This is a genomic window from Geobacter sp. SVR (genome assembly GCF_016865365.1).
GTDB lineage: Bacteria > Desulfobacterota > Desulfuromonadia > Geobacterales > Pseudopelobacteraceae > Pelotalea.
Window position 1 is genome coordinate 2,683,605 of sequence record NZ_AP024469.1, and the last position, 25,185, is coordinate 2,708,789.

At 58.3% G+C, this 25,185-nt stretch carries 23 protein-coding genes and 2 tRNA genes; 3 read left to right on the forward strand and 22 right to left on the reverse strand.

What is annotated here, in order from left to right; translation table 11 throughout:
- Nucleotides 1-2: 2 nt before the first annotated feature.
- The 3 genes from GSVR_RS12550 to GSVR_RS12560 form a co-directional block, all read right to left on the reverse strand.
- The gene (locus tag GSVR_RS12550; protein WP_173199888.1) at nucleotides 3-2,951 is read right to left on the reverse strand and encodes a response regulator; all 2,949 of its coding nucleotides are present in this window, start codon (nucleotides 2,949-2,951) and stop codon (nucleotides 3-5) included.
- 349 nt (nucleotides 2,952-3,300) lie between these two features.
- Nucleotides 3,301-4,656, reverse strand: a complete 1,356-nt coding sequence (locus GSVR_RS12555) for an ATP-binding protein (RefSeq protein WP_173199886.1) — start codon at nucleotides 4,654-4,656, stop codon at nucleotides 3,301-3,303.
- The gene (locus tag GSVR_RS12560; RefSeq protein ID WP_173199884.1) at nucleotides 4,656-7,592 is read right to left on the reverse strand and encodes a CheR family methyltransferase; all 2,937 of its coding nucleotides are present in this window, start codon (nucleotides 7,590-7,592) and stop codon (nucleotides 4,656-4,658) included. The genes GSVR_RS12555 and GSVR_RS12560 overlap by 1 nt, the downstream gene beginning before the upstream one ends.
- A gap of 211 nt (nucleotides 7,593-7,803) precedes the next feature.
- Here GSVR_RS12560 and GSVR_RS12565 point away from each other — a divergent pair, with 211 nt between their 5' ends.
- A complete protein-coding gene (locus GSVR_RS12565; protein WP_173199882.1) occupies nucleotides 7,804-8,118 on the forward strand; it encodes a hypothetical protein in 315 nt (104 codons plus the stop codon).
- Nucleotides 8,119-8,171: 53 nt separating this feature from the next.
- On the opposite strand, the gene rtcA is transcribed toward GSVR_RS12565, so the two are convergent.
- From rtcA to GSVR_RS12580, 3 genes are all read right to left on the reverse strand, one after another.
- On the reverse strand, nucleotides 8,172-9,221 hold the full coding sequence (gene rtcA, locus GSVR_RS12570; RefSeq protein WP_173199880.1) for an RNA 3'-terminal phosphate cyclase: 1,050 nt from the start codon (nucleotides 9,219-9,221) through the stop codon (nucleotides 8,172-8,174).
- A 14-nt stretch (nucleotides 9,222-9,235) separates the two neighbouring features.
- The gene (locus GSVR_RS12575; RefSeq protein ID WP_173199878.1) at nucleotides 9,236-10,363 is read right to left on the reverse strand and encodes a CapA family protein; all 1,128 of its coding nucleotides are present in this window, start codon (nucleotides 10,361-10,363) and stop codon (nucleotides 9,236-9,238) included.
- 138 nt (nucleotides 10,364-10,501) lie between these two features.
- Complete coding sequence (locus GSVR_RS12580) at nucleotides 10,502-10,678, reverse strand: hypothetical protein (RefSeq protein WP_203978661.1); 177 nt, start codon at nucleotides 10,676-10,678, stop codon at nucleotides 10,502-10,504.
- Between the two features lie 217 nt (nucleotides 10,679-10,895).
- On the opposite strand from GSVR_RS12580, the gene GSVR_RS12585 reads away from it, so the two are divergent.
- Nucleotides 10,896-11,177, forward strand: coding sequence for a DUF1540 domain-containing protein (locus GSVR_RS12585; RefSeq protein ID WP_239077317.1), 282 nt, complete (start codon nucleotides 10,896-10,898; stop codon nucleotides 11,175-11,177).
- A 72-nt stretch (nucleotides 11,178-11,249) separates the two neighbouring features.
- Here the strand turns inward: GSVR_RS12585 and GSVR_RS12590 are convergent, their stop codons facing one another.
- Nucleotides 11,250-12,446 carry an MFS transporter gene (locus tag GSVR_RS12590; RefSeq protein WP_173199874.1) on the reverse strand — a complete coding sequence of 399 codons (1,197 nt, stop codon included), beginning with the start codon at nucleotides 12,444-12,446 and terminating at the stop codon, nucleotides 11,250-11,252.
- A 257-nt stretch (nucleotides 12,447-12,703) separates the two neighbouring features.
- On the opposite strand from GSVR_RS12590, the gene GSVR_RS12595 reads away from it, so the two are divergent.
- Complete coding sequence (locus GSVR_RS12595) at nucleotides 12,704-13,234, forward strand: OsmC family protein (RefSeq protein WP_239077318.1); 531 nt, start codon at nucleotides 12,704-12,706, stop codon at nucleotides 13,232-13,234.
- Nucleotides 13,235-13,468: 234 nt separating this feature from the next.
- Here the strand turns inward: GSVR_RS12595 and GSVR_RS12600 are convergent.
- From GSVR_RS12600 to GSVR_RS12670, 15 genes are all read right to left on the reverse strand, one after another.
- Nucleotides 13,469-13,545 (reverse strand) — tRNA-Pro (locus tag GSVR_RS12600).
- Nucleotides 13,546-13,548: 3 nt separating this feature from the next.
- Nucleotides 13,549-13,905, reverse strand: a complete 357-nt coding sequence (locus tag GSVR_RS12605; protein WP_173199873.1) for a MerR family transcriptional regulator — start codon at nucleotides 13,903-13,905, stop codon at nucleotides 13,549-13,551.
- Between the two features lie 11 nt (nucleotides 13,906-13,916).
- Entirely contained in the window at nucleotides 13,917-14,216 is a 300-nt protein-coding gene (locus GSVR_RS12610) for an integration host factor subunit alpha (RefSeq protein WP_173199871.1), read from the reverse strand.
- 84 nt (nucleotides 14,217-14,300) lie between these two features.
- Nucleotides 14,301-16,703: a phenylalanine--tRNA ligase subunit beta gene (gene pheT / locus GSVR_RS12615; RefSeq protein WP_173199869.1), complete on the reverse strand. Its 2,403-nt coding sequence runs from the start codon at nucleotides 16,701-16,703 to the stop codon at nucleotides 14,301-14,303.
- Between the two features lie 142 nt (nucleotides 16,704-16,845).
- The gene (gene pheS, locus GSVR_RS12620; RefSeq protein ID WP_173199867.1) at nucleotides 16,846-17,862 is read right to left on the reverse strand and encodes a phenylalanine--tRNA ligase subunit alpha; all 1,017 of its coding nucleotides are present in this window, start codon (nucleotides 17,860-17,862) and stop codon (nucleotides 16,846-16,848) included.
- A 113-nt stretch (nucleotides 17,863-17,975) separates the two neighbouring features.
- Nucleotides 17,976-18,329: a 50S ribosomal protein L20 gene (gene rplT / locus GSVR_RS12625; protein WP_173199865.1), complete on the reverse strand. Its 354-nt coding sequence runs from the start codon at nucleotides 18,327-18,329 to the stop codon at nucleotides 17,976-17,978.
- An 86-nt stretch (nucleotides 18,330-18,415) separates the two neighbouring features.
- Entirely contained in the window at nucleotides 18,416-18,613 is a 198-nt protein-coding gene (gene rpmI, locus GSVR_RS12630) for a 50S ribosomal protein L35 (protein WP_173199863.1), read from the reverse strand.
- A gap of 44 nt (nucleotides 18,614-18,657) precedes the next feature.
- Entirely contained in the window at nucleotides 18,658-19,176 is a 519-nt protein-coding gene (infC, locus tag GSVR_RS12635; RefSeq protein WP_173200028.1) for a translation initiation factor IF-3, read from the reverse strand.
- A gap of 52 nt (nucleotides 19,177-19,228) precedes the next feature.
- Nucleotides 19,229-21,139: a threonine--tRNA ligase gene (gene thrS, locus GSVR_RS12640; RefSeq protein WP_173199861.1), complete on the reverse strand. Its 1,911-nt coding sequence runs from the start codon at nucleotides 21,137-21,139 to the stop codon at nucleotides 19,229-19,231.
- Between the two features lie 96 nt (nucleotides 21,140-21,235).
- Nucleotides 21,236-21,310 (reverse strand) — tRNA-Val (locus tag GSVR_RS12645).
- A gap of 22 nt (nucleotides 21,311-21,332) precedes the next feature.
- Nucleotides 21,333-22,820 carry a 23S rRNA (uracil(1939)-C(5))-methyltransferase RlmD gene (gene rlmD / locus GSVR_RS12650; RefSeq protein ID WP_239077319.1) on the reverse strand — a complete coding sequence of 496 codons (1,488 nt, stop codon included), beginning with the start codon at nucleotides 22,818-22,820 and terminating at the stop codon, nucleotides 21,333-21,335.
- A gap of 54 nt (nucleotides 22,821-22,874) precedes the next feature.
- Nucleotides 22,875-23,459: an XTP/dITP diphosphatase gene (locus GSVR_RS12655; RefSeq protein WP_173199859.1), complete on the reverse strand. Its 585-nt coding sequence runs from the start codon at nucleotides 23,457-23,459 to the stop codon at nucleotides 22,875-22,877.
- The gene (rph, locus tag GSVR_RS12660; RefSeq protein WP_173199857.1) at nucleotides 23,456-24,175 is read right to left on the reverse strand and encodes a ribonuclease PH; all 720 of its coding nucleotides are present in this window, start codon (nucleotides 24,173-24,175) and stop codon (nucleotides 23,456-23,458) included. Before rph ends, GSVR_RS12655 begins: the two co-directional genes overlap by 4 nt.
- 128 nt (nucleotides 24,176-24,303) lie before the next feature.
- Nucleotides 24,304-24,459: a hypothetical protein gene (locus GSVR_RS12665; protein ID WP_173199855.1), complete on the reverse strand. Its 156-nt coding sequence runs from the start codon at nucleotides 24,457-24,459 to the stop codon at nucleotides 24,304-24,306.
- A gap of 132 nt (nucleotides 24,460-24,591) precedes the next feature.
- Nucleotides 24,592-25,185: a helix-hairpin-helix domain-containing protein gene (locus tag GSVR_RS12670; protein ID WP_173199853.1), complete on the reverse strand. Its 594-nt coding sequence runs from the start codon at nucleotides 25,183-25,185 to the stop codon at nucleotides 24,592-24,594.

The window sequence follows — 25,185 nt, forward strand, 5'->3', positions numbered from 1 at the left end:
TCCTATCCCAGTTCCAGTCCGAGCGCGCCGGCCACTTTCTCGACGGTTCCGCGGGCACTCACGAAATCAAGTTTTGCAAGGCAGGTCTCGATCTGCCGCATTTCCTCCTCCAGGTGTGTCCCCAGCAGTTCCCCGGACAGGGCAGCCGCCTGTTTCCTCGCTTCCATGCTGTTCCGCTTCAGGAGGGCGTAAAAGTCGCTCAACAGGGGACCGAGGGTATCCGGGTCCACGGTCCGCCGTTCCTCTCCCGCATCCTTCTGCAGGGAAGGCTCCTCCGGCAATCCGCTCCCCTCCAATGGCGGCAGTGCTTCCATCATCTCCTGCATGGCGTAGTCCAACTGCTCCAGAAGCTGGGGCGCATCCGTCCCTCCGCGCTCCAGAGCCTCTTCCAGCGCCGCAGCTGTCTTGTAGATCTCACCTGCGGACAGGTTGCCGGCAATCCCCTTCAGGGTGTGGATCATGCGGCGGGCAGCCATACGATCTCCTCCCTTCAGCGCGCCACGGATCTCCCCGGCTGCCGTGCCGTGGCTTTCGCGGAAATCGTGCAGCAGTTTCACGCACAGCGGTAGATTTCCACGCAGCCGCTCCAGCAATTCGGCCCAGTCGATGCCCGGCACGGACATCGGCAGTCCCGGCTCCTTCGGTGTTTCAGCAGTGCAGGGGCACGCGCCATGCCGGCTGTCGGAAGTACCGGTCCAGCGCAGCAGGGCTTCGGTCACGCGGTCGACATCGATCGGCTTGGAAAGATGGTCGTTCATGCCGGCGGCCAGGCACCGTTCCCGTTCCTCCCTCATGGCATGGGCGGTCATGGCAATGATTGGGAGGTTCTGGCCTCCGGCCTCTTTCCTGATGCGGCTGGTGGCCTCGTAGCCGTCCATGACCGGCATCTGGATGTCCATCAGGACAGCGGCGAAGCGGGAGGGGTCGCTGCCGATCATCTCAACCGCCTCGCGGCCGTTGACCGCCGTAACAACGATGATACCCATGGCTTCCAGTATCTCCTGGCCCACCTGCATGTTGATGGGATTGTCCTCCACCAGCAGGATGCGCTTCCCGGCCAGTCCCGTACTATCGGGCGCCTCCCCGGGAAACCTGCTGCCGGCGGGGTCCCGCTGTGACCGATGGGGTGCGCCGTAGAACAGGTCGCTGATAGTATCGAACAGTACCGATTGATTGACCGGTTTGATCAGAAACCCGTCGATGCCGGCATCCTCGGCGCGCCGAATCAGTTCTTCCCGTCCGAAGGCGGTAACCATGATCACCGTGGGGGGATCGAGCAGCCGGGGATCGGATTTGATCCTGATGGTGGCTTCGACTCCGTCCATGCCCGGCATGCGCCAGTCCATGAATACCAGCCGATAGCCGCCGTCTCCCTCCGCAGCATAGGCTACCCTTCTAAGCTCCTGTAGCGCTTCGGCCCCGCTCGCCACCGTGGTGACCCTGAAGGACATGCAGGTCAGGTACGACTTGAGGATCTCGCGGGCACTCTCGTTATCGTCCACCACCAGCACCCTGGCACCCTGCAGTTCGACCGGGGGCTGTTGTACGCGGCCGGAAGGAAGCATATGCCGGCCGAAGACGGCGGTGAACGTGAACTCGCTCCCCCTGCCCGGCTCACTGCGAACCGCGATCTCGCCCTGCATCATGTGGACCAGTTGTCTGCAGATGGAGAGTCCCAGCCCGGTGCCGCCGTACTTGCGGGTCGATGAGCTGTCCGCCTGGCTGAAAGGACGGAACAGCCGCGCCGTCTGTTCCTCGGTCATACCGATGCCGCTGTCGCGCACGGTGAAGCGCAGGATCACGGGACCAGCCCCCCCTTCTTCGCGCTCCAGCCGGACGGCAATCAGGATCTCGCCCTGCTCGGTAAACTTGATCGCGTTGCCGGCCAGATTTATCAGCACCTGTCCGAGCCGCAGCGGGTCGCCCAGCAACTGGTCCGGCAGGCGCGGGTCCAGATCGAACAGCACCTCCAGTCCCTTGGCGTGGGCCTTTTCCCCCACAACGCCAGCCAGATTCTCCAGCACGTCATCCAGACGGAAAGGGACCGACTCCATCTCGAGTTTTCCGGCCTCGATCTTGGAAAAATCCAGGATGTCATTGATGATGGTGAGCAGCGACAGGGCTGCGGACTGGATCTTGGAGACATAATCCCGCTGCTTGGCATTCAGATCGGTCCGGAGCGCCAGGTGCGACATGCCGATGACGGCATTCATGGGGGTACGGATTTCATGGCTCATGTTGGCCAGAAATTCGCTCTTGGCCCGGTTGGCAGCCTCTGCGGCATCGTGGGCCCGCCGCAGTGCCTCCTCGTCCTGTTTGCTCCGTTTCACGTTGCGCCGCACAATCAGCAGCGAGAATGAGCCAAACCCCAGAAAAGCCGCCAGAGCCACACCGACGAATATCTTCGTATAGTCGGCAAGCCGGGCATTTGCCCTGCTGCGCTGCAGCAGAAGGGTATTTTCCTCCCTCCGCATGGCATCCACGATCCTGTCCACCTCGTCCATCACCTTTTGGGCCTCGCCGCTTTTGACGGCGGCCACGGCAGCTTCGAGACCGTTCTGTCTCCGCAGGACAATCCTGTCGTGCAACGCCTCCATCTCCCGTGAAATCACCGGCACGAGCAGTTCCAGCCTCGCCTGCTGGCCTTTGTTGTCCTTGGTCAGCGTGCGAAGTTCCTTCAGCCGGAGTGGGATTTTGTCCGTGGAAGCGCGGTAAGGCGCCAGATAGGCCTCGTCTCCGGTGATGATGTAGCCGCGTTCACCGCGTTGGGCATCCTTGAGCAGTGAAAACACCTCTTCGATCTCTCTCAGCACCTCGTGGGTATGCTCGACCCACTCGGCGGTTTCGATCAGACGAATGGTGCTGTAACAGGAGACCAGGGCCGTGGCGATGATGATGGCAAAGGCCACACTGTAGGTGAAGAGTATCTTGTTGTTCGTTGAAAGGTTCATGGGCCACCGTGATCGCCCGTTCAGGGCGTTATTGCCGCTCGTAATACGCATGTGCGCTTCCCCGTCCATACCGGACAAGGCTCGCTACAAAACGGCGATGAATTAATGAGAAAGGGAAGTTTATGACATTTCGAAAAAAAAAGACAGGAAAACTACGGTGATGCCGCTGCGGGGCCGTGCTCGAAAGGTACCGGGGATCAGTGGCTGGTATTCACAGGCGCTTCAATGTCAGACTCCCTCCTGCGATCGGATATCGGAACTGCCCGACAAGGCGCGCAGCCCGCGGCGTGTTCATCCTGCCGGGGCGCCACTCAGAAGGAAAAACGATCGAAAATCCCGGTAATTTGGCTCAGCCGGAATCCCTTTCTGATCTTTCGGTCTGGCCGGCCAGTTCTATTCTGAATTCCGCCCCCTGACCGGTATTACGTACCGTCAGGCTGCCATGCATGTTTTTTTCAATGATGGTTTTGGACATGAACAGGCCGATGCCGGTGCCTTTCTCGTCACCCTTGGTAGTGAAGTAAGGATCGAAAATCCGCTTGATGATCTCTGCCGGTATGCCTCCGGCGTTGTCGGCCAGCGTTACCACTGTCCGGCCCAGCTCGCTGAAGGCCCTGATGGTGATCACCGGTTCGGGCACCTGGCGTTCAGCCAGGGCGTCACATGCATTCGTCAGGAGATTCAGGACAGCCTGGGAGAACTCGTTGGGAAAACCACCCGCCTGAAGCCCCTCCTCGCACTGCAGATCAACCGTCACCCGTTGTTCCCTGAGACCGGCCTCCGCCATGGAAAGGCTGATTTGCAGCAAGCGCTTCAGATCGAAAACGACCCAGGCCTTGTCCACCTTGAAGAATTCCCTGAAATCGTCGATGGTCCGGGACATGTGGGCGATGACTTTCATGGCGTGGCTGACCATCTCGTCCAGAAACTCCTTGGTGAAGGAGCCCATCTCGTACTCCATCAGCAGGCTCTGGAACATCAGGCCGAGGCCGTTCAGTGGCTGGCGCCACTGATGAGCGATGTTGCCGATCATCTCTCCCATGGCGGCCATTCTGCTCTGCTGCAGAAGCAGTTTCTCCTGCAGGCGCAGCTCTTCCGCCCCTTTCAGGCGTTGCTCTATCTCACTGCTCAGCTCAGCGGTCCGCTCCTGCACGCGGGTCTCCAGATCCTCCTTGACTGCCTGCAATTCCCGCTCGGTCCGTTTTCGGTCGCTGATGTCGATTACCGCAGTCCGGTAAAGAGTCGAGCGGCTACGGTAATCGGCCACCGATGTGCTGGAAAGTTCCACATCCATTTCACTCCCGTTTTTGTGCCTCAGACGCACCTCGGTCACCACCCGCTGATGGCTCCTGCTGCAACGGCCCAGGTGTTCCAGGAAGGGACTGAGCTGTGAAGTGGAGGCCAGGATGCCGGTAAAGGGCGTTTCCATCAGGAAGCGCTGGTCATGGCCGACCATCCGGGCGAAGGTACTGTTGCTCTCCCGGATCAACCCATTGCGGGTCAGGGTCACATAGCCGAGGGGTGCATAATCGTACAGGTCGGCGTAACGGTCGCGGGATTCCTCCAGCAGGCGCTGGGTCTCTCTCAGGTGCCGGGTGAGTGTCTCCAGTTCGGCTTCATGATCGCCCGTTCCGAACGGGGTTTCCTCTGGAGCGCCGGGAGAAAGCGCCCTCCCTTCCACTTTTTTGCCGTTTCGCTGTGCCATTAGCTTAGCTGCTCCTCGTCGATGGCAATCAATATCTTTTCGGCCCCCTCGGCACCCTGAATCCTTCGCCCGTTGATCAGCACGCGCCTGTTCCCTATCTGCATGATGAAATTATCAAATGAGGACTTTTCCGGAAGCACCTCATCAAGCAGCCTGCGCAGCTGCGGATCGTACCATTGCCCCTGCTGCAGTTTATAGAAGTAGTTCCCGGTCGTCTCCTGGGGGGTGGTATGGAAGCGCTCATAATAGGCACGATTGGCCCTCTCTACCTTCAGGTCGGGGGTAAGCAGCAGCAAAGACTCCCGCAGGGTCTCGAAGACCGCATCCATGAACAGATGCTGCTCCTGCATATGCTCCATGCTTTGCTTCATCTCACTGATGTCCACCAGGGACATGACCACCCCGTCGAGCCTTCTGTCCACGGTCAGGTAGGGGCGCAGCCTGAGCTGGAACCAGCGCCCCCCTCCCCCCTGCACCTCCAACTCCCGCGCCTCCAGTGTCTCCACCACACTGCCGATCTGCCCCTCCAGATCCGGAAAGGTCGTGCTGAGTCGCAGATCGGAGAGCGGCCGTCCCACGTCGGACGGTATCAGGTTGAGGAGCTTTTCTGCAGTCGGATTGAAGCGTCGGATGCGCAGGTCGGTGCTGAGCATGATAACCGGCAGACTGACGTTGTTCAGCACATTCAGAAGATCGTTGTTGACCTGGCTCAACTCCATATTGCGCGTCTGCAACTCCTCGTTGACCGTGATCAACTCCTCGTTGGTGGACTGCAGTTCCTCCTTGGCGGTCTCCAGTTCCTCGTTGGTCGACTGCAGTTCTTCGTTGCCGGACTGGATCTCCTCTACCGCGGCCCGGAATTCCTCATTCATCGATTCCTTTTCCTCCAAGGCCGACTGGAGATATTCCCGCGTGGTCTGCAGTTCATGGCGCAGGTGCTCGATCTGTCGCTGCTCGCGTTTGCGGTCCGATTTCGGCTCTTCCCGGGCCACCACGGCCGACAGGGATTCGCGGAACACCACCAGAAAGTAGCGCGGCTTGGCGACATTGGGTGGACGGACCGGCACCACGTCCAGATCGACCCTCCGCTCGCTCCCATCCATCTGCATCACGACATCCCTCTGGTGAACCGGCAGGTTCTGCTTGCGTGCCCGGGCCACCAGTGAGTGCACTGCCAACAGAAGCCCTTCCCGCAACATTTTGGCCAGGTTCAGACTGGCAGCCCCGGAAACCGGCTCGATGAACGAGCCGGTCTTCCCCCGAAACTGGATGATGTCCATCTGGTCGTTGATCAGCACCGTGGCCGGGGCATAGGAGCCGAGTATGATCCGGTCGGCTTCCCGCTGTACGTCGAATTCGGTAGTCAAAGTCCCGGCCGGCTTCTTACCCGGTCCGGGACGTTCCTCGTAAAGGGGGGGCTGAAACTCGTGCTTGCCGCGATAGTCGACCGCTTTTTTCTGATAGATCTTGAAACGCCTGTCCATCAAAGTGAAGATGTTTCCGAATCCACCAGTGCTTTCGGACGAACCGAGGACCAGAAATCCGTCGTGATTGAGGGCGTAGTGAAAGGTGGGAAGGATCTTCTTCTGCAGCGCAGGCATCAGATAGATCAGCACATTGCGGCAACTGATCAGGTCCATCCTTGAAAACGGGGGATCCCTGGTCAGGTCCTGGCGGGCGAAGATGCACAGGTCGCGCAGATTCTTGCTGATCTGGTAACCTCCTTCGCACCTGATGAAAAAACGGTTGAGACGTTCCTTGGAAACTTCGTTGGTAATGCTTTCCGGGTAGATGCCGGTGCGAGCCCGCTCGATGGTCTGATCGCTGACATCGGTGGCAAATATCTGGATCGGGTTGCGCAGCGATAATTCATCCGCCACCTCCAACAGACAAATGCCCAGCGAATAGGGTTCTTCCCCGGTCGAACAGCCCGGCACCCAAACTCTGATCGGGCTACCCGCCGGTTTCCGCCTGAGCAAATCGGGGAGAATTTTCTCTTTCAGCGTCTCGAAGATTTCCGGATCGCGGAAAAAACTGGTGACGTTGATCAGCAGGTCATTGGCCAGTGCCTCCTGCTCGGAAGTATTCTTCTTCAGAAAGTTGATATACGCGGTCAGCGTCTCGATCCTGGCCACCATCATTCGGCGGGTGATCCTGCGATGGATGGTGCTCGGCTTGTAACTGGAAAAATCGATCCCGCTGATCGCCAGCAGCATCCTGAAAATGGCAGCCGTATCGGCATCGGGCTTGGATGGCAGTTCTTGGTCCTGCTCATCCGGCAGGAGCATTGGATATTTGGCGACCCGGGCCAACTCCTGGGCAATTCGTGCCGGAGTCAGTACAAAATCAACCACGCCGGACTGGATCGCACTTTCGGGCATGTCGGGATAGTGGGCGTTCGTGGGATCCTGGGCGAAAGTCAGCCCTCCGGCGCCCTTGACCTCCTTCAGCCCGAGGGTGCCGTCGTTGGCAGTACCGGACAGGATCACACCGATGGAGCGGTTTTTCCACCAAGCCGACATGGTTTTGAAAAACAGGTCGATCGGCATGAACTTGCCGCTTCCCTGCTCACGCGAAAGCAGCGACAGCTTGCCGTCAATAATGGTCATATAGCGGTTGGGAGGGATCACGTAAAGATTGTCCGGCTCCAACCGCATCCCATCCTGGGCCTCCTGTACCGTGATAGCGGTCTTGCGCTGGAATATCTGGCTGAGCATGCTCTCGTGGGTCGGGTCCAGATGCAGGATGAAAATATAGGTCATGCCGGTTTCGCCGGGCAACGCCTCGATCAGTTCGCTGAAGGCCTCGATGCCGCCGGCCGATGCGCCGATACCGACGACGTAGGAGGGATGTCTGAAGTCATTGTCGGACGTTGCCGCTTCAGGAGCCTTCTTGGGTACCGTTTTTTTGCCATTGCTGGCATGCTTCCTGATCATCGTTTCCCCTTCTTTCCATGATACCAATTAAATTGAAAAAAGGCATGAGCGGCAGGTTGAAATCCCGCTGCGTCGCCCCCTTGAGCGGATTCAAAAATAACATACCTAATCAAACCGCTTTTTCTTTTGCAACTAAAAAGCAGGGGAGCATGACCTTTTCCTAAAGAGTGATAGGCTTTAGATGGAAGGATCTCGAATCGGGAGGGGAGGCATGAAGGGAATTCAGCTGTTTCCAGTTACGGTACTGCTTGGCGCGGCGCTGGCAACGCCAGGTATTGCCGCCGTCGACACCGGCCAAGGCTTCGGCAGTTACAGCGGCGATGCCGGAAGGCGCGGCGGAAGCGAGCGTGAAAAGGCCTGCGCCTGCTGCAGGGACTGCCGCTCCGCCACCCGGGATGTCAAACCGCAGCATAACGGCGTACCTGCAACCAACGGCTGCCGCGACTGCTGTGAAAAATGCGGACCGGAAAACCTGCCGACCGATAAGGAGAGAATTCCGGAAAAGATGAAGCCCGATACGCAATGATCCCCCAAAACCACATACAAAGGGGACGCGGAAGAGGCCGGATCTGAACGGATCTACGCACGATTCGACGGTGCGATCCGAACCCGGCCCGCCTGCCCCTCCTCCCCGTATACCCGATAATGCAGCGGCAGGAACTGGCTGGCCACCCACAGGTTGGTCAGCAGGTGTCTGGTGATGCAGGAGGTGCTGAAGGAGGATTCGCCGCGCGCGAGCGCCAGGTACGGCACCACCTGGTCCGTCAGATGCGGGTCGAGTACCGCCCCGCTCGACAGATGCCGGAGCAGTTTGGTCGCTGCCTCGCTGCCCACGGTTTCGGCCGGCTTGCCCCGGGCCCCCAGTGCCGTGAATCCCGCCTGAACCCCTCCCCGCTCGGCACGCAGGAACAGAAAAGTTCCCTGGCCCGGACCGGGTACATTCATGGCCTCGATCCTGGCCGGATGCAGGTCGTCTCCGCACTTCTCCGCCAGCATCGCCAGAGCCGCTGCCCGCTGGCGCTCGGCAATGGCCTGCGGCAGATTGCAGACCGCGGAGACACCGCTGATGCGCAGCGGACCAGACGGCGCGCCCGGATTATACGGTTTAAGATCGGCTTCCGGTATGATCTCCGCCGTGATGCGGCCGCCGCCGTGGGGGTAGAAGCCATAGCCGTCAATGGACAAGCGCAGCTTGGCGTTCAGGTGATGCAGCATCGGCGTAAATACCTGTGTCACATAGGTCATTGAGGGGCTGCCTGGCACATGGGTGCCCCCCGTCAGAGTCAGGCGGCTGGGGTGGCCGGCCTGCAGCAGGGGCGGGATCAGGGTCTGCAGCACCAGCGACACGGAGCCGGCCGTGCCGATGTCGAAGGAGAAGATGCCTCCCCGCAAGGAGACGGGGTGAAAGGTGAGAAAGGTCGAACCGGGTCTGGCCCCTTCCACGCTGGCGTTCGAAATGGCCTGGGCTGCCCGCACCGCCGCCAGATGCTGAGGCATCAGCCCCGGTTTGTCGCGCTGCCGGCGGATATGAGCGATGCTGAAGGGGCGCCCGGTCAGGCAGGAAAGCGACAGGGCCGTGCGCAGTATCTGTCCGCCCCCCTCGCCGTAACTGCCGTCGATTTCAAGCATGTCAGCCTCCCGGCTCATTGCCATCGCAGCACCAGGGTGCCGTCCTGCTCCATCTCCACCCTGGTGCCGAATCGTTTCCCCTCCCGGTTCAGCATGTCTCTGAGCCACAGCGTTTCATCACGGTCTGCCCACTGGACCTGGAAGCGCCTGATCCGGGTTGGCTTCATTTTCAGACCGGCCAGTCGGCCGGTGTCGGTTTCCACCCGCAGGAAGTACATCAACCCCAACTCACCGCGGAAGTGCTCGTTCCCGCCAATGCCCTCGTAGTCGTTGATGAAATCGCCGCAACCGTAGATGATCGGCCGGCCGCCGTATACCTCGATCCCCAGGGGGTGGTGTGACGAATGCCCATGTACGGCATCCGCTCCGGCCCGGTCGATCAGCCCATGGGCAAACGCGATATGCTCGACGGGAATCGCATAGCCCCAGTTGCCCCCCCAATGGATCGAGACAATCACCACATCTCCGGGGCGCTTCACCGCCTGCACTGATGCGCCGATTTCAGCCACTGTTCTGCCTGTCAGGTCAGGCAGCAGGTTTACGCCGGGCTTGTCGCGTTCCGCAGCCCAGGCGGAAGGAATGCCGCTCGTCTCTGAACCGTAACTGAACACGACTACCCTCTTCTTTCCCGGCACTTCGACAATGGCCGGGCCTGCTGCCTCCGCCGAGGTAAGCCCCGCTCCTGCCGATTTCAGACCCGACCTTTTCAGCACCCGAAGCGTTTCGGACAAACCGGCATAGCCCCAGTCGATGACATGGTTGTTGGCCAGACTGACGACATTGATCCCGGCAACGGTCAGGCAGGAGACATTGGCCGGATGCATGCGGTAATTGATCCCTTTGCCGTGCCAGTAGGCCTCACTGGTGGTGATGCTGGTCTCGAGATTGATGATCCCGGCATCGGGCGGATTTTCCGCGAGGATATCCCGGGCATATCCCCAGACAGTGGCGGGGTCGGTTGCCCGGGGAATCGGCCCGTTGAGATCCTCGGCCAGTTCCACGTACGTCCTGGCATCGCGGACATACGGTTCGTGAATGCCCGGCGCAGAGGGATGAGGCATGATCTGGTCGATCCCCCGGCCGGTCATGACGTCGCCGCACATGAAGATCGTTATTGCCGTTCGGGAGAAGGTCCTGTTCATGTTCCCACTCCACCGGGGTCTCTGGCCCTGAGAGAACAGCCGGCGACAGGTACAAAAAGACGGAGATACGGAGCGCGATCCCACTCACATTGTATCACCCCGTATCCCCGTGTCTCGATGGCATGACGCTTGAGGAGGTCAGTGGTGGCGCATGCCCCCCCTGGTTATCATCCTCACCATGCCGACGCTGCCTCTCAGTGCATGCTTGAGCCCGGCTACCGTCCGGCGTGTCATGGGGTCCCCCTTACCTGCACGAAACTGACTGGAAACGACCTGATCCCACGTGTGTCCGTTCGACCTGGTGACAGTGTTCATCCTTGCCTCCTTGTCATTGTGTGATACCGGCAACAGTTGCAGGCAGCTCTTCATCAGTATAACTCGGATGCGGCAATGCGCATCCCATCACCCGATTTTGTCCTATGCAGGGAGCAGTTCCGCCGGGCTCGGCCGGAATTTGACCGTTTCCGCTTCCGCAGTACAATTTGAATCATGGTTCAGACCTTCCAAAAAGGAGCGGATCATGGAGAAAAGTATGAGCAGAATCGCCGAATGCGATGTCACCGACTGCGCCTATAACAAGCACAATTCATGTCATACGCTGGCGATTACCGTAGGGGGGCCGGAAGAGTGTCCGCAGTGCGACACCTATGTCGTCAGCGCGCACAGCGGCGGTATTCCGGATATGCATGGGGGGGTAGGAGCCTGCAAGGTCGCTTCCTGCAAGCATAACGAACTGCTGGAGTGCAATGCCTTCACGGTCAAGATCGGCTGGCACCAGAATCATCCGGACTGCAGAACCTTCGAACACAAGTGACGGTGCAGGCCCGGTTCACGGTCCGAGTGCGGCCCTTGTTCCGCATGCCAGACCATCCGGTGAAGCCGGGCTTCAGAGCTGTTCCGACTCGGCAGCGGTGTAGGCCGGTAGCACCTGTTCGGGCGTTTCGTCCGGCTCATGATGGGTGCGCATGAACTGGGCCGCTGCCAGCGACACGACTCCCAGCGCCGCACCGGCCAGGAAGGGAATGCGGTAGTTGATCATCCACAGGTAGCCCCCCAGGGCGGGCAGGAACACCGCTGCGATATGGTTGATGGTGAACCCCACCGCCATGGAGGAGGCGATGTCCTGTGGTTCGCCGATCTTCTGGAAATAGGTGCGGATGGCCACTGCAAAATTGAAGAGGATGTTGTCCAGAATGTACATGGCAGCGGCAACGAACCGGGAATCAGTGTAGGCGTAGGTCAGGAATATCACGATCACACCGGCGTATTCGATCGATGAGATGCGGCGCTCGCCAAAGGAGACGATGGCCTTGCCGATCAACGGATTCAGCACCCAGGCCACGGCATTGTTGATGATGAACAGCAGGGTCATCTCACGCACCGAAAAGTGGAACATCTTGACCAGCAGGAAGATCGAGAAGACCATGAAGATCTGCCGCCGGGCCCCGGACAGGAAGGTCAGTACATAGTAGAGCATGTATTTGCGTTTGAGGACCATCCGCTGCCGCTGGGGCGCCACATCGGGATGGGTCGGGTCCTGCAGCATACCCCACACCCCGGCCAGGAACACCAGCCCCCCCACCACCAGGAACGTCCCCCGGTACTCCAGGAACAATCCCAATATCCAGATCAGGATGCCGGACGCGATGCTGGAAGCGGCGGCCAGGCTGCGCAGGCGGCCCATGATGAGCGGTGAGATCCCCTGGGAGAAGTACTGCAGGGTCAGCGACTGGTTGGTGGTTTCGTAATAATGAAAGCCGAAGCTCATCACTAAAGTGGTGAAGGCCAGACCGGCAAAGGAGGGCAGCAGGCCGGTGATGCCGGTGCCGATTCCCAGCAGGGCGATGGAGAGCGCCGACAGGCGGTGTTCCTTGATGACCAGCATAACGAACACCGCCAGAAGCGCCAGAAAGCCCGGCACCTCGCGGATGGACTGGAGCAGCCCGACCCCGCTGCCGTCCAGCCCGATCACCTCGACCGCGTAGTTGTTGAACAGGATGGTGTATCCCTGCAGCCCGATCATGGAGGCGGCAGTCATCACAGCCAGAAAGCGGAGCATCGGTTTTTGTTCTGCAGTCAGCATGGAGGGCCCTTATGGTGAGAAGTATTCCGCTCCGTAAAGAGCGGGCTTCATCGGCATTAGCACAAATACTTCCTGCGCGTCAAGCTGCGTTGGCAGCATTACTACCAGCGCATTTCGCCCGGAAAGCGGCCAACCTTGAACCAAGCGACCCAGCCTCATCAAGGCATCATACGGCGCAATACCTGTCAGCACCCGAGTTACCGGAGATCGGAAAGGAGACACCACCATGACAACGGACAGAATTCTGAACGGCGTGAATGTCGATCAGTTCCAGCGTAACGATAGAGCAGGTCAGGCAGCAGCCGGAACTGGCAAAATTCATATTTCGCGCATCCAACAGCTGGATGGGCGGCACCCACAACAGAGCAACGGTTGAAGGCTTTTACGGCGCAGGTAAGGAAGACACGAGCCGGGCACCCACACATTTTGACATGGACGAACCCCCTATCCTGCTGGGCGAGAATCGCGGCCCCAACCCGGTGGAATATCTCCTCGTCGCATTGTCCGGTTGCCTCACTACAAGTCTTGTCGCTGTGGCCTCTGCCAAAGGCGTCAGGCTCGACAGGGTTTCATCCCGGTACCAGGGAACTCTGGATCTGCGCGGTTTTCTCAACATTGCCGATGACGTGAAGGTGGAATACGAAAAGATCACGATCCTGTTCAAAATCGAAGGGGATCTCTCCGAATCCGCGAAGGATGAACTGATTAAAGAGGCTCAAAAATTCTCTCCCGTTTTCAATAGCCTGGCGAAACCAGTGCAATTGGCGGTGCAGTTGGAAAGGCGCTGAGAGTCTGAAGAGGGACGGATTGCCCGGCTCGCCTGCCGCCTCTTTCACAGGAGCCGTCAGCAACGCCGATATCCTCTGTCGTCGCAGGCCTGAACAAGGTGGCAAAAAAACACAAAGGGACAAGGAGAAGGTTGTCAGTGAAAGGAGTGATTAAGTCGAGGCGAAAGCCTCTGTACAGCTCTGTATCATGAACGAAACAAGGGGTTACGGCAATGCCGTAACCCCTTGTTTTTATGGTCGGTGCGACTGGATTCGAACCAGCGACCACTAGACCCCCAGTCTAGTGCGCTACCAGGCTGCGCTACGCACCGAAACTATTGCTGCAGTTGATTTTTCAATGCCTGCAGATCAGTTTTGATTTCTCTCAACAGGCCGATGGGATCGGCGTGGCGAGGGGGTGGGGAAATTTCTTCCGCGAGCAGTTTCCCCCGCGGGGTGATTCTTTGTTTTACACCTGAGATAGTAAATTTTTCGGCATACAGCAGCCGTTTTACTTCCAGAATCAGGGCGACTTCTTTTTTAGTATACAGCCGTTGTCCGGTACTGCTCTTTTCAGGCTTCAGAAAATCGAATTCGCTTTCCCAGAAGCGAAGAACCGATGTTTTTACGTCCGCCAGCTGTGCAACTTCTCCGATCTTGAAATACAACTTATCGGGCAGTGCGATGTTCATATCTCTTCGGCTCAGGCAGCCTCGTCGGTGATGTCGGTGCCGTTGATGGCGTTTTTGAGGACCTGGCTCGGCTTGAACGTCAGGATGCGACGGGCAGCGATGGTGATGGTTTCACCGGTCTGGGGGTTGCGTCCCCTGCGGTCTGCCTTCTGTTTTACGACAAAGTTGCCAAAGCCGGCAATCTTGATTTTCTCGCCTGTTTCCAGTGTATTTTTAATGATACTGAAAACGGTTTCAACCATTTCGGCCGATTCTTTTTTCGAAAAACCGATTTTCTGGTGAATTCTCTCGACGATGTCTGCTTTGGTCATACCATCCTCAATCTGCAGCGTTTTCTTGGCAGTGAACGAAAAGGTGGATTATATAACACAGGGAGACTGGTTGTGCAACAGTTTTTATCTTATTGACAGGTTCAACTTGTTCAGCAGCGCGCTAACTACCTTGCCGTGCAGCGTTTCAATTTCGCTGTCGGTGAGCGTACGCTCGTAGGAACGGTAGCGGATGCGTACGGCAATGCTCTTGAAACCTTCCGGAATACCGGTCCCGCGGTACAGGTCGAAAATCTCCACCTGTTCGATCTCCTGGGCCTTGATCCCCTTGATGCAATCGATGATGGTCCGTGCCGCTACATCATCAGGAGCCAGCAGGGCGATATCGCGGCTAGTGTCCGGAAAGCGCGACGGAGCCACGATAGCACGTCCAGAACGCCCCAGGGCGACCAGCTTTTCGAAATCCAGCTCAAAGCAGTACACCGGCTTTTCCAGCTCAAAGATTTCCTGCACGGTGGGATGGATCTCACCGACCGAGCCGATACGCTCCCTGCCGGCCATGATGCTGCAGGACTTGCCCGGATGATAGAAGCTCTCCGGCGTGTCGCTCACCCATTTGACGTTCTCTATATGCAGCGTGTCGAACAGATTTTCCAGGATCCCTTTGGCATCGAAGAAATCGACCGCTCCACGCGCATTACTCCACCCTTCCGGCTCGCGGGAGCCGGTCAGGGCGCCCACCACAAAAATCGGCTCCCGGGGCATTTCTTCCTGTGTCGGCAGATAGACCCGGCGCATTTCGAACAGCCGCAGATCGGTGGAACGGAAACTGACGTTATGGGCCACTGCCTGCAGGAGCCCCGGCAGAAGACTGGTCCTCATGACCGATTGCTCTTCCACCAACGGGTTGGCAAGCTGGATCACCGCTCTGCGCGGATCGTCCGCGGGCAGCAGCAACTTGTCGGCCGCATCGGGGGTGGTAAAGCTGAAATTGATGATCTCGTTCATGCCGTGGGACACCAGCACGTCCCGTACGGTGCGCTCCAACCGCTGATGCGGCGTGGGACGATCGGAAATGATCTGCGCCGTGGGCATGGTGGCGGGAATCTTGTCGAAACCGTTCAGTCGGGCGATCTCTTCCACCAGATCGATCTCGCGCTCGATGTCCACGCGATAGCTGGGGGGCACGACCGCCAGAGTCCCGTCGGCCTGTTCTTGCACGTCGCACTCCAGACGGCGCAGTATATCGATGGTTTCAGCCGGGGACAGGTCAATGCCGATCAGGGCATTGGCCCTGCCGGGACGCAGCGTGATAGCCTGAGATTCCTTCCGGCCCGGGTATGCATCGAGAACGCCGCGTGAAACGGTGCCGCCGGCCAGTTCGGCAATCAGCGCCGCAGCACGGTCCAGAGCCCGGACCACCCCGCCGATATCGGTACCACGCTCAAAGCGGTGGGAAGACTCGGTATGCAGGCCAAGCCGTTTGCTGGTGGTGCGGATGGCTGCGGGTTTGAACCAGGCGCTCTCCAGCAGGATATTCGTCGTGACATCGGAGATCTCCGAGTTCTGTCCCCCCATGATGCCGGCCAGGGCTACCGGCCGCTCGGCATCGCAGATCATCAGGTCGCCGGAGGTCAATATGCGCTGCTGGCCGTCCAGCGTGGTGAAGGGTTCCCCTTCGGAAGCGCGGCGCACAACGATGCGCCGACCGGCCAACTGGTCGCAGTCAAAGGCATGCAGGGGCTGCCCCAGCTCCATCATCACCAGATTGGTGACATCCACCACATTGTTGATGGAACGGATGCCAACGGCTGCCAGCCGTTTCATCAGCCACGCCGGCGAGGGAGCGATGCGGCAGCCGGAGATGTGGCGCGCCGCATAGCGAGGGCAGAGTTCGGCATCTTCGACGGTGACGCCGATGATGCCGTCGGCCGGTTCGTTGCCCTCGGGCACGGCAGCCTCGGGCAGGCGGATGGCTTTGCCGAGCTTGGCGGCGATTTCGCGGGCAATGCCGATGGCGCTCAGGCAGTCGGCACGGTTGGGAGTCAAACCGATCTCCAGCAAGGTGTCCTTGAGCCCCAGCGCTTCAAATACCGGCGTGCCCAGGGGGAGTCCGGCCGGGAGCACCAGTATGCCGGCGCTTTCGTCGGCCAGACCCAATTCCTTTTCGGAACAGAGCATGCCGCAGGACTCCTCGCCGCGGATCTTGGAGCGTTTGATCCGGAAGTCGCCCGGCAGCACGGCTCCGATCTGGGCCAGCGCAACGGTATCCCCCGCCTTGAAATTCTGGGCGCCGCAGACCACATCCAGCACCTCGGTGCCGTTGTTGACCCGGCAGAGCGAAAGCTTGTCAGCATTGGGGTGCTGCCGCTTCTCCTCGACGAGCGCCACTACGACCTCGTCCATCCCGGCCCCCTGATGCTCCATCCCTTCCACTTCGAGACCGAGCATGGTCAGCACATCGGCCAACTGCGCGGGTGTCAGGTCACATTCAACGAATTCCTTCAGCCAGTTGTAGGTCACTTTCATATCTGAGCACCATGTACCGGAATAAATTCAAAATCGCTTTGCCACAGAGGAAATAAAAACAAATCAACAGATTTAAAAACGTCCATCCTGTTTTTGTTTCTCTGTGATCTTTGTGTTCTCTGCGGCGAGAGGTTTACCGCTTTCAGAACTGCTTCAAAAACCGGACGTCATTTTCGAACAGCAGGCGCATGTCGCTGATGCCGTACTTCAACATGGCAATGCGTTCGATGCCCATGCCGAAGGCGAAACCGGAGATATCTTCGGCATCGTAGTTGACGTGGCGGTAGACTTCGGGGTCGACCATGCCTGCCCCCAGTATCTCCAGCCAGCCGCTGTTTTTGCAGACACGGCACCCCTTGCCGCCGCAGATGACGCAGGCAATATCCACCTCGGCCGACGGCTCAGTAAAGGGAAAGAAGCTGGGGCGGAGACGGACACCGGTCTTCTGACCGAACAGTTGGTTGGTGAAAATCGTCAGAATCCCCTTCAGATCTCCGAACGTGACCCCTTTGTCGACCATGAGTCCCTCAATCTGATGGAACATGGGAGAATGGGTCGCGTCGGAGTCGCACCGATACACGGTGCCCGGAGCGATGATGCGCAGGGGGGGCTTCTTCTTCAGCATGGTGCGGATCTGGACCGGCGAGGTGTGCGTGCGCAGCAGCAAGCTGTTGTCCACGAAGAAGGTATCTTGCATATCGCGGGCCGGATGTTCGGGAGGGAAGTTGAGCGCCTCGAAATTGTACCAATCGTGCTCGATCTCCGGCCCTTCGGCCACCGAGAATCCCAACCCTGCAAAGATGTCGCTGACCTCTTCGATAACCTGGGTGATCGGGTGCTTGCTCCCGGCCAGCGGGCGGCGTCCGGGCAAGGTCACGTCGATGCGCTCGGACCTGAGCCGCTCATCCTTGGCCTTTTCCCGGGCAGCGGCCAGAACTGCTTCCAGAGCGGTTTCGATCTCGTCCCTGATAGTGTTGACCAGTTGCCCCACCACCGGGCGTTCTTCGGCAGCCAGAGCACCCAATCCTTTCATCAGAGCCGTGAGTTCACCCTTGCGCCCCAGAAACCTGATCCGTACTTCCTGAAGGGCATCTTCACCGGAGGCACCGTTAATGGCTCCCAGCGCATCTTGTCTCAATCGTTCAAGCTGTTCCCGCATGGCTTTTGACCTTTATGTTTCAAGGTTTTTTGAAGTTAGGGTTGTACCTTAAAAAAAAGGAACGGGAGTGTTTCGTCCCATTCCCTTTTTAATTAGGTTATGCCGCGATCCTGTCAGAGGCCGGCCTTGGCCACTCCGGCAATTTCCGCGAACCCTTTCGGATCGGAAACAGCGATGTCGGCCAGTACTTTGCGGTCGATCTCGACATTGGCCTTTTTGAGGCCGAAAATGAACTTGCTGTAAGACAACCCGTTGACACGGGAAGCAGCATTGATGCGGGTGATCCACAGGCTGCGGAAGTCACGCTTCTTGACGCGACGATCGCGGAAAGCGTAATTCAGGGCCCGATCAACTGCTTCTGTCGCACTACGGAACAATTTACTACGCGCGCCACGATACCCCTTGGCAAGTTTCAGTACCTTGTTACGTCTGCGTCTCGCTTTAAAACCTCTTTTAACACGTGACATGTTACTACTCCTTCAGTCATGGAATATTGCCCGATCCACAAGGGGAGACAGTCCTCGTGGTTCTTGGCTTTCCCGGTTGCGGGAACTTATTTGTAGGGAATCAGGCGTGCAATGTTTTTCTGGTCCACGTCGGCCACCATGGCGCCCTGACGCAGGTTACGCTTGCGCTTGCGGGTCTTGGGGGTCAGGATGTGGCTCGTGAATGCACTGCCGCGCTTGATGCGGCCGGAAGCCGACTTTTTAAAACGCTTGGCAGCGCCACGATTTGTCTTGATTTTCGGCATCTTCTCTTCTCCTTCTGCAAGTAATAAATGAAATACTGTGTGCGTTATTTCTTTGCCTTGGGGGCAACGATCATGAACATGTTACGACCATCAACACGCGGCTGTGACTCGATCACGGCAATATCTTCAAGTTCGGCGGCAAAACGTTGAATGACAGCCCGGCCGATATCCATATGGGTTATCTCGCGACCACGGAATACCAGCGTCACCTTGGCCTTGTTCCCCTCTTCAAGGAAACGCCTGACGTGCTTGACCTTGAACATCAGATCGTGGTCGTCGGTCTTGGGACGCAGCTTGATCTCCTTGACCTCCACATGGATCTGCTTCTTCTTGGCCTCTTGCTGCTTCTTGCTCTGCTGATACTTGAATTTGCCGTAATCCATGATGCGGCACACAGGCGGCACCGCGGTGGGGGAAACCTCGACCAGGTCGAGCTCCAACTGCGCGGCCAATTCAAGAGCCTTGGAAGTGGGGATGACTCCCAGCTGTTCGCTGTCTGCACCAATCACCCGGACTTCTGCGGCACGAATGGCATTGTTGATATTCACGGTCGGTTTTGCTATGACTGCACCTCCTGAGCGGCACGGCTCAACTGCCGTTGCCTCGATCGCGCATCTATCTGAAAAGTTTGGATTCCTGTTCTACAAACGAGACAAATTCCGCTACTGTCATGGGATTCAGGTTCTTCCCGTCGCGGAAACGGGGTGTCACGGTACCGGACTCCATTTCCTTATCGCCGATGACCAGCATGTAGGGAATCTTCTGGAGCTGAGCCTCGCGGATTTTGAAGCTCAGTTTTTCGTTGCGGAAATCACCCTGAATTCTGATGCCAGATGCCCGAAGCTGCTTCAGAACCTCCTGACCGTATTCAGCCTGATTGTCGGTCACTGTCAGAACGATGGCCTGCACCGGCGACAGCCAGAGCGGGAAATTCCCGGCAAAATGCTCGATCAGCACACCGATGAAACGCTCGATGGAACCGAGGATGACACGGTGGACCATCACGGGTCGCTTCCGGTCGCCGTTGCTATCGACATAGGTCAGGTCAAAACGGTCGGGAAGCGTGAAATCGCACTGAATAGTAGCACACTGCCACTTTCTGTCAAGACAATCGCGCAGCTTGATGTCGATCTTGGGGCCGTAGAAGGCACCATCTCCCTCATTGATCTCAAAGGGCTTGCCGGAATCTTCGAGGGCGCCGCGCAGGGCCCTGGTGGCATTGTCCCAGTCCTCGTCGGATCCGATTGACTTCTCCGGCCGGGTGGACAATTCCATCTCATAGTCGAAACCGAAGATACCCATCACATCACTGACAAAGGAAAGCACCCCTTTGATCTCGGCATCCAGCTGTTCAGGAGCACAAAGGATATGAGCATCGTCCTGGGTAAAGCAGCGCACCCTCAGAAGACCGTGCAGCACGCCGGCCCGTTCATGGCGATGCACCGTACCCAATTCGAAGAAACGGAGCGGAAGGTCGCGGTAACTCCGGAGATGCGATTTGTAGATCATCATGTGCGACAGACAGTTCATCGGCTTGATTCCGAATCCCTGCTCGTCGACCTCGGTGAAATACATGTTCTCGCGGTAATTCTCGTAGTGGCCGGAGCGCTGCCAGAGTTCGGTCTTCAGGATCTGCGGCCCCACAACGATGTCGTAACCCCGCTTGAGGTGCTCGCGACGCTCGAAGTCCTCCAGGAGGGTCCGCAGCATGGCCCCTTTGGGGTGCCAGATTACCAGCCCCGCTCCGACCTCGTCGGAAAAGGAGAACAGATCCAGCTCCCTGCCCAGCTTGCGGTGGTCACGGCGCTTGGCCTCTTCCAGACGGTGCAGATAGGCATCCAGCTCCTTCTTGTCGACAAAGGCGGTGCCGTAGATGCGCTGCAGCATACGGTTCTTTTCATTGCCGCGCCAGTAGGCACCTGCGATCGACAGCAGCTTGAAGGCCTTGATCCGCGAGGTGGAAGGCACATGCGGACCGCGGCAAAGATCGGCAAAGCCCCCCTGCGTGTAAATCGAAACGGTATCGACACCGAGATCCTCGATCAGTTCACGCTTGTAGGGCTCCCCCATCTCGTCGAATTTCCTGATGGCCTCAGTGCTGGAAAGCACCTGGCGCTCCACCTTCAGATTGGCCGCAGCCAGCTCCCCCATTTTAGCTTCGATCCGCTCCAGATCCTGGGGCGTGAAGGGGGTTTCAACGTCGAAATCGTAGTAGAAGCCGGTTTCAATGGCCGGCCCGATGGTCACCTTGGCTGCCGGAAAAAGCTCCTTGACCGCCTGGGCCATGAGATGGGAGGCCGAGTGGCGCACGATTTCCAGCGCTTCGGGACTTTTCTCCGTGATGATCTCGACCTGTGCCCCGTCACTCAGGACAGCGGCCAGATCGACCAGCCCGCCGTCAATCCTGCCGGCAATGGCGGCCTTGGCAAGACCGGCACCTATCGAAGCGGCCAGGTCGGCGACAGTGGCGCCGACAGGCAATTCACGCTTGGAACCGTCTGGAAGTGTAATGGCGATCATCGACATATGGAGATCCTATTCAAATTCGTGACAGATCATTAACCGGTTTATTAAAAAGAAAAGGCATCGAACTATCGATGCCCCCGACACTACCGGCTTTAATGGTAGGCGCGGGCGGTCTCGAACCGCCGACCTCTACCGTGTCAAGGTAGCGCTCTCCCCCTGAGCTACGCGCCTGTACCAAAGCAAAAGAGTAATATCAACAAGCATCTTCGTTGTCAAGGTTTTTGTCCATTTTTTCTAACAAGGCTACATTTTCCACATGCATCGTCTGGGGAAACATGTCTACCGGCTGGATCTCCCGACAGATATAACCCAATTGGTTCAGTATGTTGAGGTCACGAGCAAGGGTGTTTGGAGAGCAGGAAACATAGATCAGCTTGGCCGGAGCCAAGGCGGCCACACGCCGCAGCACCTGCTCGTCACATCCTTTACGGGGTGGATTGAGCACTGCCAGGTCGACCCGCTCATTGTCCTCGGCGAACTGTTCCAGCAATTCGGCAGCGTCGCCCGCCTCGAAAGTGCAGTTTTGCACGCCGTTCAGACGGGCATTCTTACGGGCATCCTCCACGGCAGGCTCGACCACCTCCACGCCGATCACCTTTCGGGCGCCGGTAGCCAGGGACAACGCTATCCCGCCGATGCCGCAGTAGAGATCCAGCACGGTCTCGCGCCCGGTCAGAGCGGCCCACTGCCTGACCTTGTCATAGATCAGACAGGCACCGTCCCGGTTCACCTGGAAAAAGGACCGGGGAGACAGCATCAGGGTCACGTCGCCAATGGTCTCGGTCAGATGATGCTTCGGCGTGAGGAAACGGTCAGTGGACCCCAGGATCACATTCCCCTCGGAGGTGTTGATGTTCTGGGCAACCACCTCCACCTCCGGCATCTGTTCCCGCACGAACTTCGACAAGTGATGTATTTCATTGTAGGAGCGTTCGGCGGTGACAAAAATCACCATTGCCTTCTGTTCCGCTTCCGAGATCCTCACCACCAGGTACCGCAGCACTCCCATCCTGCTGCGCGGATTATAGATCGGTACCTTCATCTTGGTGATGCCGCGCCTCACCACCTCGATCACCCGGTTTACGAGAGGGTGGTGGATCGGACATTCATTCAGGTCGATCACCTCGTGGGAGGAGCGACGGAAGATCCCGATGCAGGGTTCGGAATGCTTTCCCGCAATGGCCAGCTTGACGGTGGTGCGATAGTGGATCAGGCGCAGCGGGGAAAGCAGGGGGTGCACGGTGACATCCCCCAGGGAACGGTACTGCCGAAGCTGGTTGAGAATGAATTGCCGCTTCCATTCGGCCTGATCGCGATACTTCATCGTCACCAGCGGGCAGCCGAGACACTGGGCGCTCTGGCTGCAGGGGGGGCGTTTGCTCCTCTTGGGGGATGGCACCAGGATCTTCTTGACATGCCCGAAGGCGATCCGTTGCGCCACGTGATCTATGCCGATCCTGACCGAATCACCGGGCAGGGCGCCGGCGATTCTCAGGGAATGCGTCCCGCCGGATGCAATTCCATAGCCTTCGTCATCGAGACCTGAGATCTCCACCTCGAGAACGGAACGGCGGGTGAGTTTGGCCTCACGCGTGTCACCGGCACCTTTTCCAGCGGTGTCCCTGTTTCTCTGCACTTCATTCTGTTTTGGGTTCTGCACGTTTTTTGAAGCTCGCTTCACACATATTCCTTTTTTGTTCTGGTCGGCCATCATGGGCCGGAAAAATCAGCGGACCTACTCCAGATACTCGCGAAATTGCCGCAGCGCCTGGCCGCGGTGGCTGATCCGGTTTTTCTCGTCGACCGAAAGCTCCGCCATGGTACGGCCGAAACCGTCTACCAGGAAAAGAGGATCATATCCGAATCCCCCTTCTCCACGTGCTTCAGCAAGTATACACCCCCCTACCCGGCCGTAAAAGACCTTCTCCTCACCTTCGGGGGAAATAAAGGCCAGGGCGCAGACAAAGGCTGCCTGACGCCGTTCCGGCGACACACCCGCCAGTTCGTGCAGGAGCGTGCGGTTATTGGCGGCGTCATCAGCCCCCTCTCCGGCAAAGCGAGCCGAATATACACCAGGCCGCCCGTCCAGCGCATCCACAACCAGCCCCGAGTCGTCGGCCAGGGCGGGCAATCCCGTAAACTTCATGGCCTCACGGGCCTTTTTAAGGGCATTGGCCTCAAAGGTCGCACCATCCTCGACGGTCTCGGGAAATGCTTCGAAATCGGCGGCACAGGTCACCCGTTCCACCAACCCTGCCAAAAAGGCCTCAATCTCTTTCATCTTTCCGCGATTGCGGGTGGCGATCACCAATTCCTTCATCCCTGCAAGGCCTCCTGCTGAAGGGCAAACAACTGGCTGATGCCCTCCACTGCCAGGCTTCGCATGCCATCCATCTGGTCCAGGGTGAACGGCTCGGCCTCAGCCGTGCCCTGCACCTCGACAAAACGGCCGCTGGAGGTCATCACGAAATTCATGTCCACCTCAGCCGAGGAATCTTCCTGATAATCGAGATCCAGCAGGGTTTCGCCTCCAACAATGCCGACACTGACAGCAGCAACCGCCTCCTTCAGCGGAATCTGTGCCAAGAGTCCTTTGTCCCTGCACGTGGTCAGAGCATCCACCAGGGCCACGTAGGCGCCGGTGATGGATGCCGTTCTGGTACCGCCATCGGCCTGGATCACGTCGCAATCGATGTAAATGCTGCGCTCCCCCAGGGCAGCCAGATCGGTGACCGCCCGCAGGGAGCGGCCTATCAGGCGCTGAATCTCCAGGGTGCGGCCGGTCTGCTTCCCTTTGGCAGCCTCACGGGCCGAGCGGGTGTGGGTGGCACGGGGCAGCATGGCATACTCCGCCGTTACCCAGCCGGTACCTTTGCCTTTCAGAAAGGGGGGTACCGATTCTTCCACCGAAGCGGTACAGATTACCTTTGTCCCGCCAAATTCCACCAGAACGGACCCTTCGGCATGCTTCGTGAAACGCCTTGTAATAGCCACCTGGCGCAGCGTGTGCGCCCCCCTGCCTTCGTTTCGTGCCATACCTGCTCCCGTCTGCGAAATCGAATGAAACGAAGGTGTTCTTATACGTTCGCCTTGATCGTGTCAAACAAAAAAGGGAAACCCCCAGCGGGTTTCCCTTGTGTGCAGATGTCGTTATGTCCCGACGATCAGCCGAGGTGAGTGTTGTTACTGCGAGCCCTGTTCACCAGAATGGTCGAGTCGAGCAATTCTCCGCAGCTGGTGCATTTCCAGGCGTCGAATGAGCGAACGAAATCGTAGTATTTCTCAGCGAACATGCGACCTTTGCAACGTGGACACTGCATACCAACCTCCCCTTGATGTAATTGCATGTGGTGTCATCGGTACCAAGGGGTATTTCAGCAAATGTGCCAAAAGAGCCGAAAAAAACATTACTACCGGCGCTTGCCGGAATCATTGAACGTAAATCCGGGCATTTAAAAGAATTTTTTTAAAACAGAATATTTTCTTTCACCGATTCCCTCCACCTTCAGCAGATCATCTACCGTCATCAAACCGCCATTCCATTGACGGTAAAGCACGATCCTCTGTGCCAGTGCCGGGCCAATGCCGGGTAACTTGTCGAAATCCCGGATCTCCATCCGATTGATGTCCAGCGGGATGCCCAGCACCATCCTTTGGGAGGCAGGAATCGGGCGAACCGCGATATCGGCGGCTTTGGAGCCACGGCGGAAGGTCAATCGGATTTCATCTCCGGCGGCAATCGCTCGGCGTTCGACACCGGATGGGAAACAGGCGGCAATGGGGCTCACGGGAAGCGCCAATCCAATGACGGTACTCGTCATTGGATTGGCGGGTAGTTCGTAAATGCCCTGATGATGGACATCGCCACGTATGCTCACCAGGGGCGATGATGATATGAAAAAAGCCGCAGGAGCGGGGTTCAACCCGCTCGTACGGCTTCTAACGACGATCGGCACGAGTGCCAGAAGGGACAGCAGAACAACAACCAGGCGTCGATATGCTTCGCTGTTCAGGTACGAGGTATGCCCCGCAGCCTGCCCGCGCAC

Coding starts and splice junctions, on each gene's coding strand:
- GSVR_RS12550 (WP_173199888.1), bottom strand. CDS start 2,951: ATGAACCTTTCAACGAACAACAAGATACTCTTCACCTACAGTGTGGCC.
- GSVR_RS12555 (WP_173199886.1), bottom strand. CDS start 4,656: ATGGCACAGCGAAACGGCAAAAAAGTGGAAGGGAGGGCGCTTTCTCCC.
- GSVR_RS12560 (WP_173199884.1), bottom strand. CDS start 7,592: ATGATCAGGAAGCATGCCAGCAATGGCAAAAAAACGGTACCCAAGAAG.
- GSVR_RS12565 (WP_173199882.1), top strand. CDS start 7,804: ATGAAGGGAATTCAGCTGTTTCCAGTTACGGTACTGCTTGGCGCGGCG.
- rtcA (WP_173199880.1), bottom strand. CDS start 9,221: ATGCTTGAAATCGACGGCAGTTACGGCGAGGGGGGCGGACAGATACTG.
- GSVR_RS12575 (WP_173199878.1), bottom strand. CDS start 10,363: ATGAACAGGACCTTCTCCCGAACGGCAATAACGATCTTCATGTGCGGC.
- GSVR_RS12580 (WP_203978661.1), bottom strand. CDS start 10,678: ATGAACACTGTCACCAGGTCGAACGGACACACGTGGGATCAGGTCGTT.
- GSVR_RS12585 (WP_239077317.1), top strand. CDS start 10,896: ATGAGCAGAATCGCCGAATGCGATGTCACCGACTGCGCCTATAACAAG.
- GSVR_RS12590 (WP_173199874.1), bottom strand. CDS start 12,446: ATGCTGACTGCAGAACAAAAACCGATGCTCCGCTTTCTGGCTGTGATG.
- GSVR_RS12595 (WP_239077318.1), top strand. CDS start 12,704: ATGTCGATCAGTTCCAGCGTAACGATAGAGCAGGTCAGGCAGCAGCCG.
- GSVR_RS12605 (WP_173199873.1), bottom strand. CDS start 13,905: ATGAACATCGCACTGCCCGATAAGTTGTATTTCAAGATCGGAGAAGTT.
- GSVR_RS12610 (WP_173199871.1), bottom strand. CDS start 14,216: ATGACCAAAGCAGACATCGTCGAGAGAATTCACCAGAAAATCGGTTTT.
- pheT (WP_173199869.1), bottom strand. CDS start 16,703: ATGAAAGTGACCTACAACTGGCTGAAGGAATTCGTTGAATGTGACCTG.
- pheS (WP_173199867.1), bottom strand. CDS start 17,862: ATGCGGGAACAGCTTGAACGATTGAGACAAGATGCGCTGGGAGCCATT.
- rplT (WP_173199865.1), bottom strand. CDS start 18,329: ATGTCACGTGTTAAAAGAGGTTTTAAAGCGAGACGCAGACGTAACAAG.
- rpmI (WP_173199863.1), bottom strand. CDS start 18,613: ATGCCGAAAATCAAGACAAATCGTGGCGCTGCCAAGCGTTTTAAAAAG.
- thrS (WP_173199861.1), bottom strand. CDS start 21,139: ATGTCGATGATCGCCATTACACTTCCAGACGGTTCCAAGCGTGAATTG.
- GSVR_RS12655 (WP_173199859.1), bottom strand. CDS start 23,459: ATGAAGGAATTGGTGATCGCCACCCGCAATCGCGGAAAGATGAAAGAG.
- rph (WP_173199857.1), bottom strand. CDS start 24,175: ATGGCACGAAACGAAGGCAGGGGGGCGCACACGCTGCGCCAGGTGGCT.
- GSVR_RS12665 (WP_173199855.1), bottom strand. CDS start 24,459: ATGCAGTGTCCACGTTGCAAAGGTCGCATGTTCGCTGAGAAATACTAC.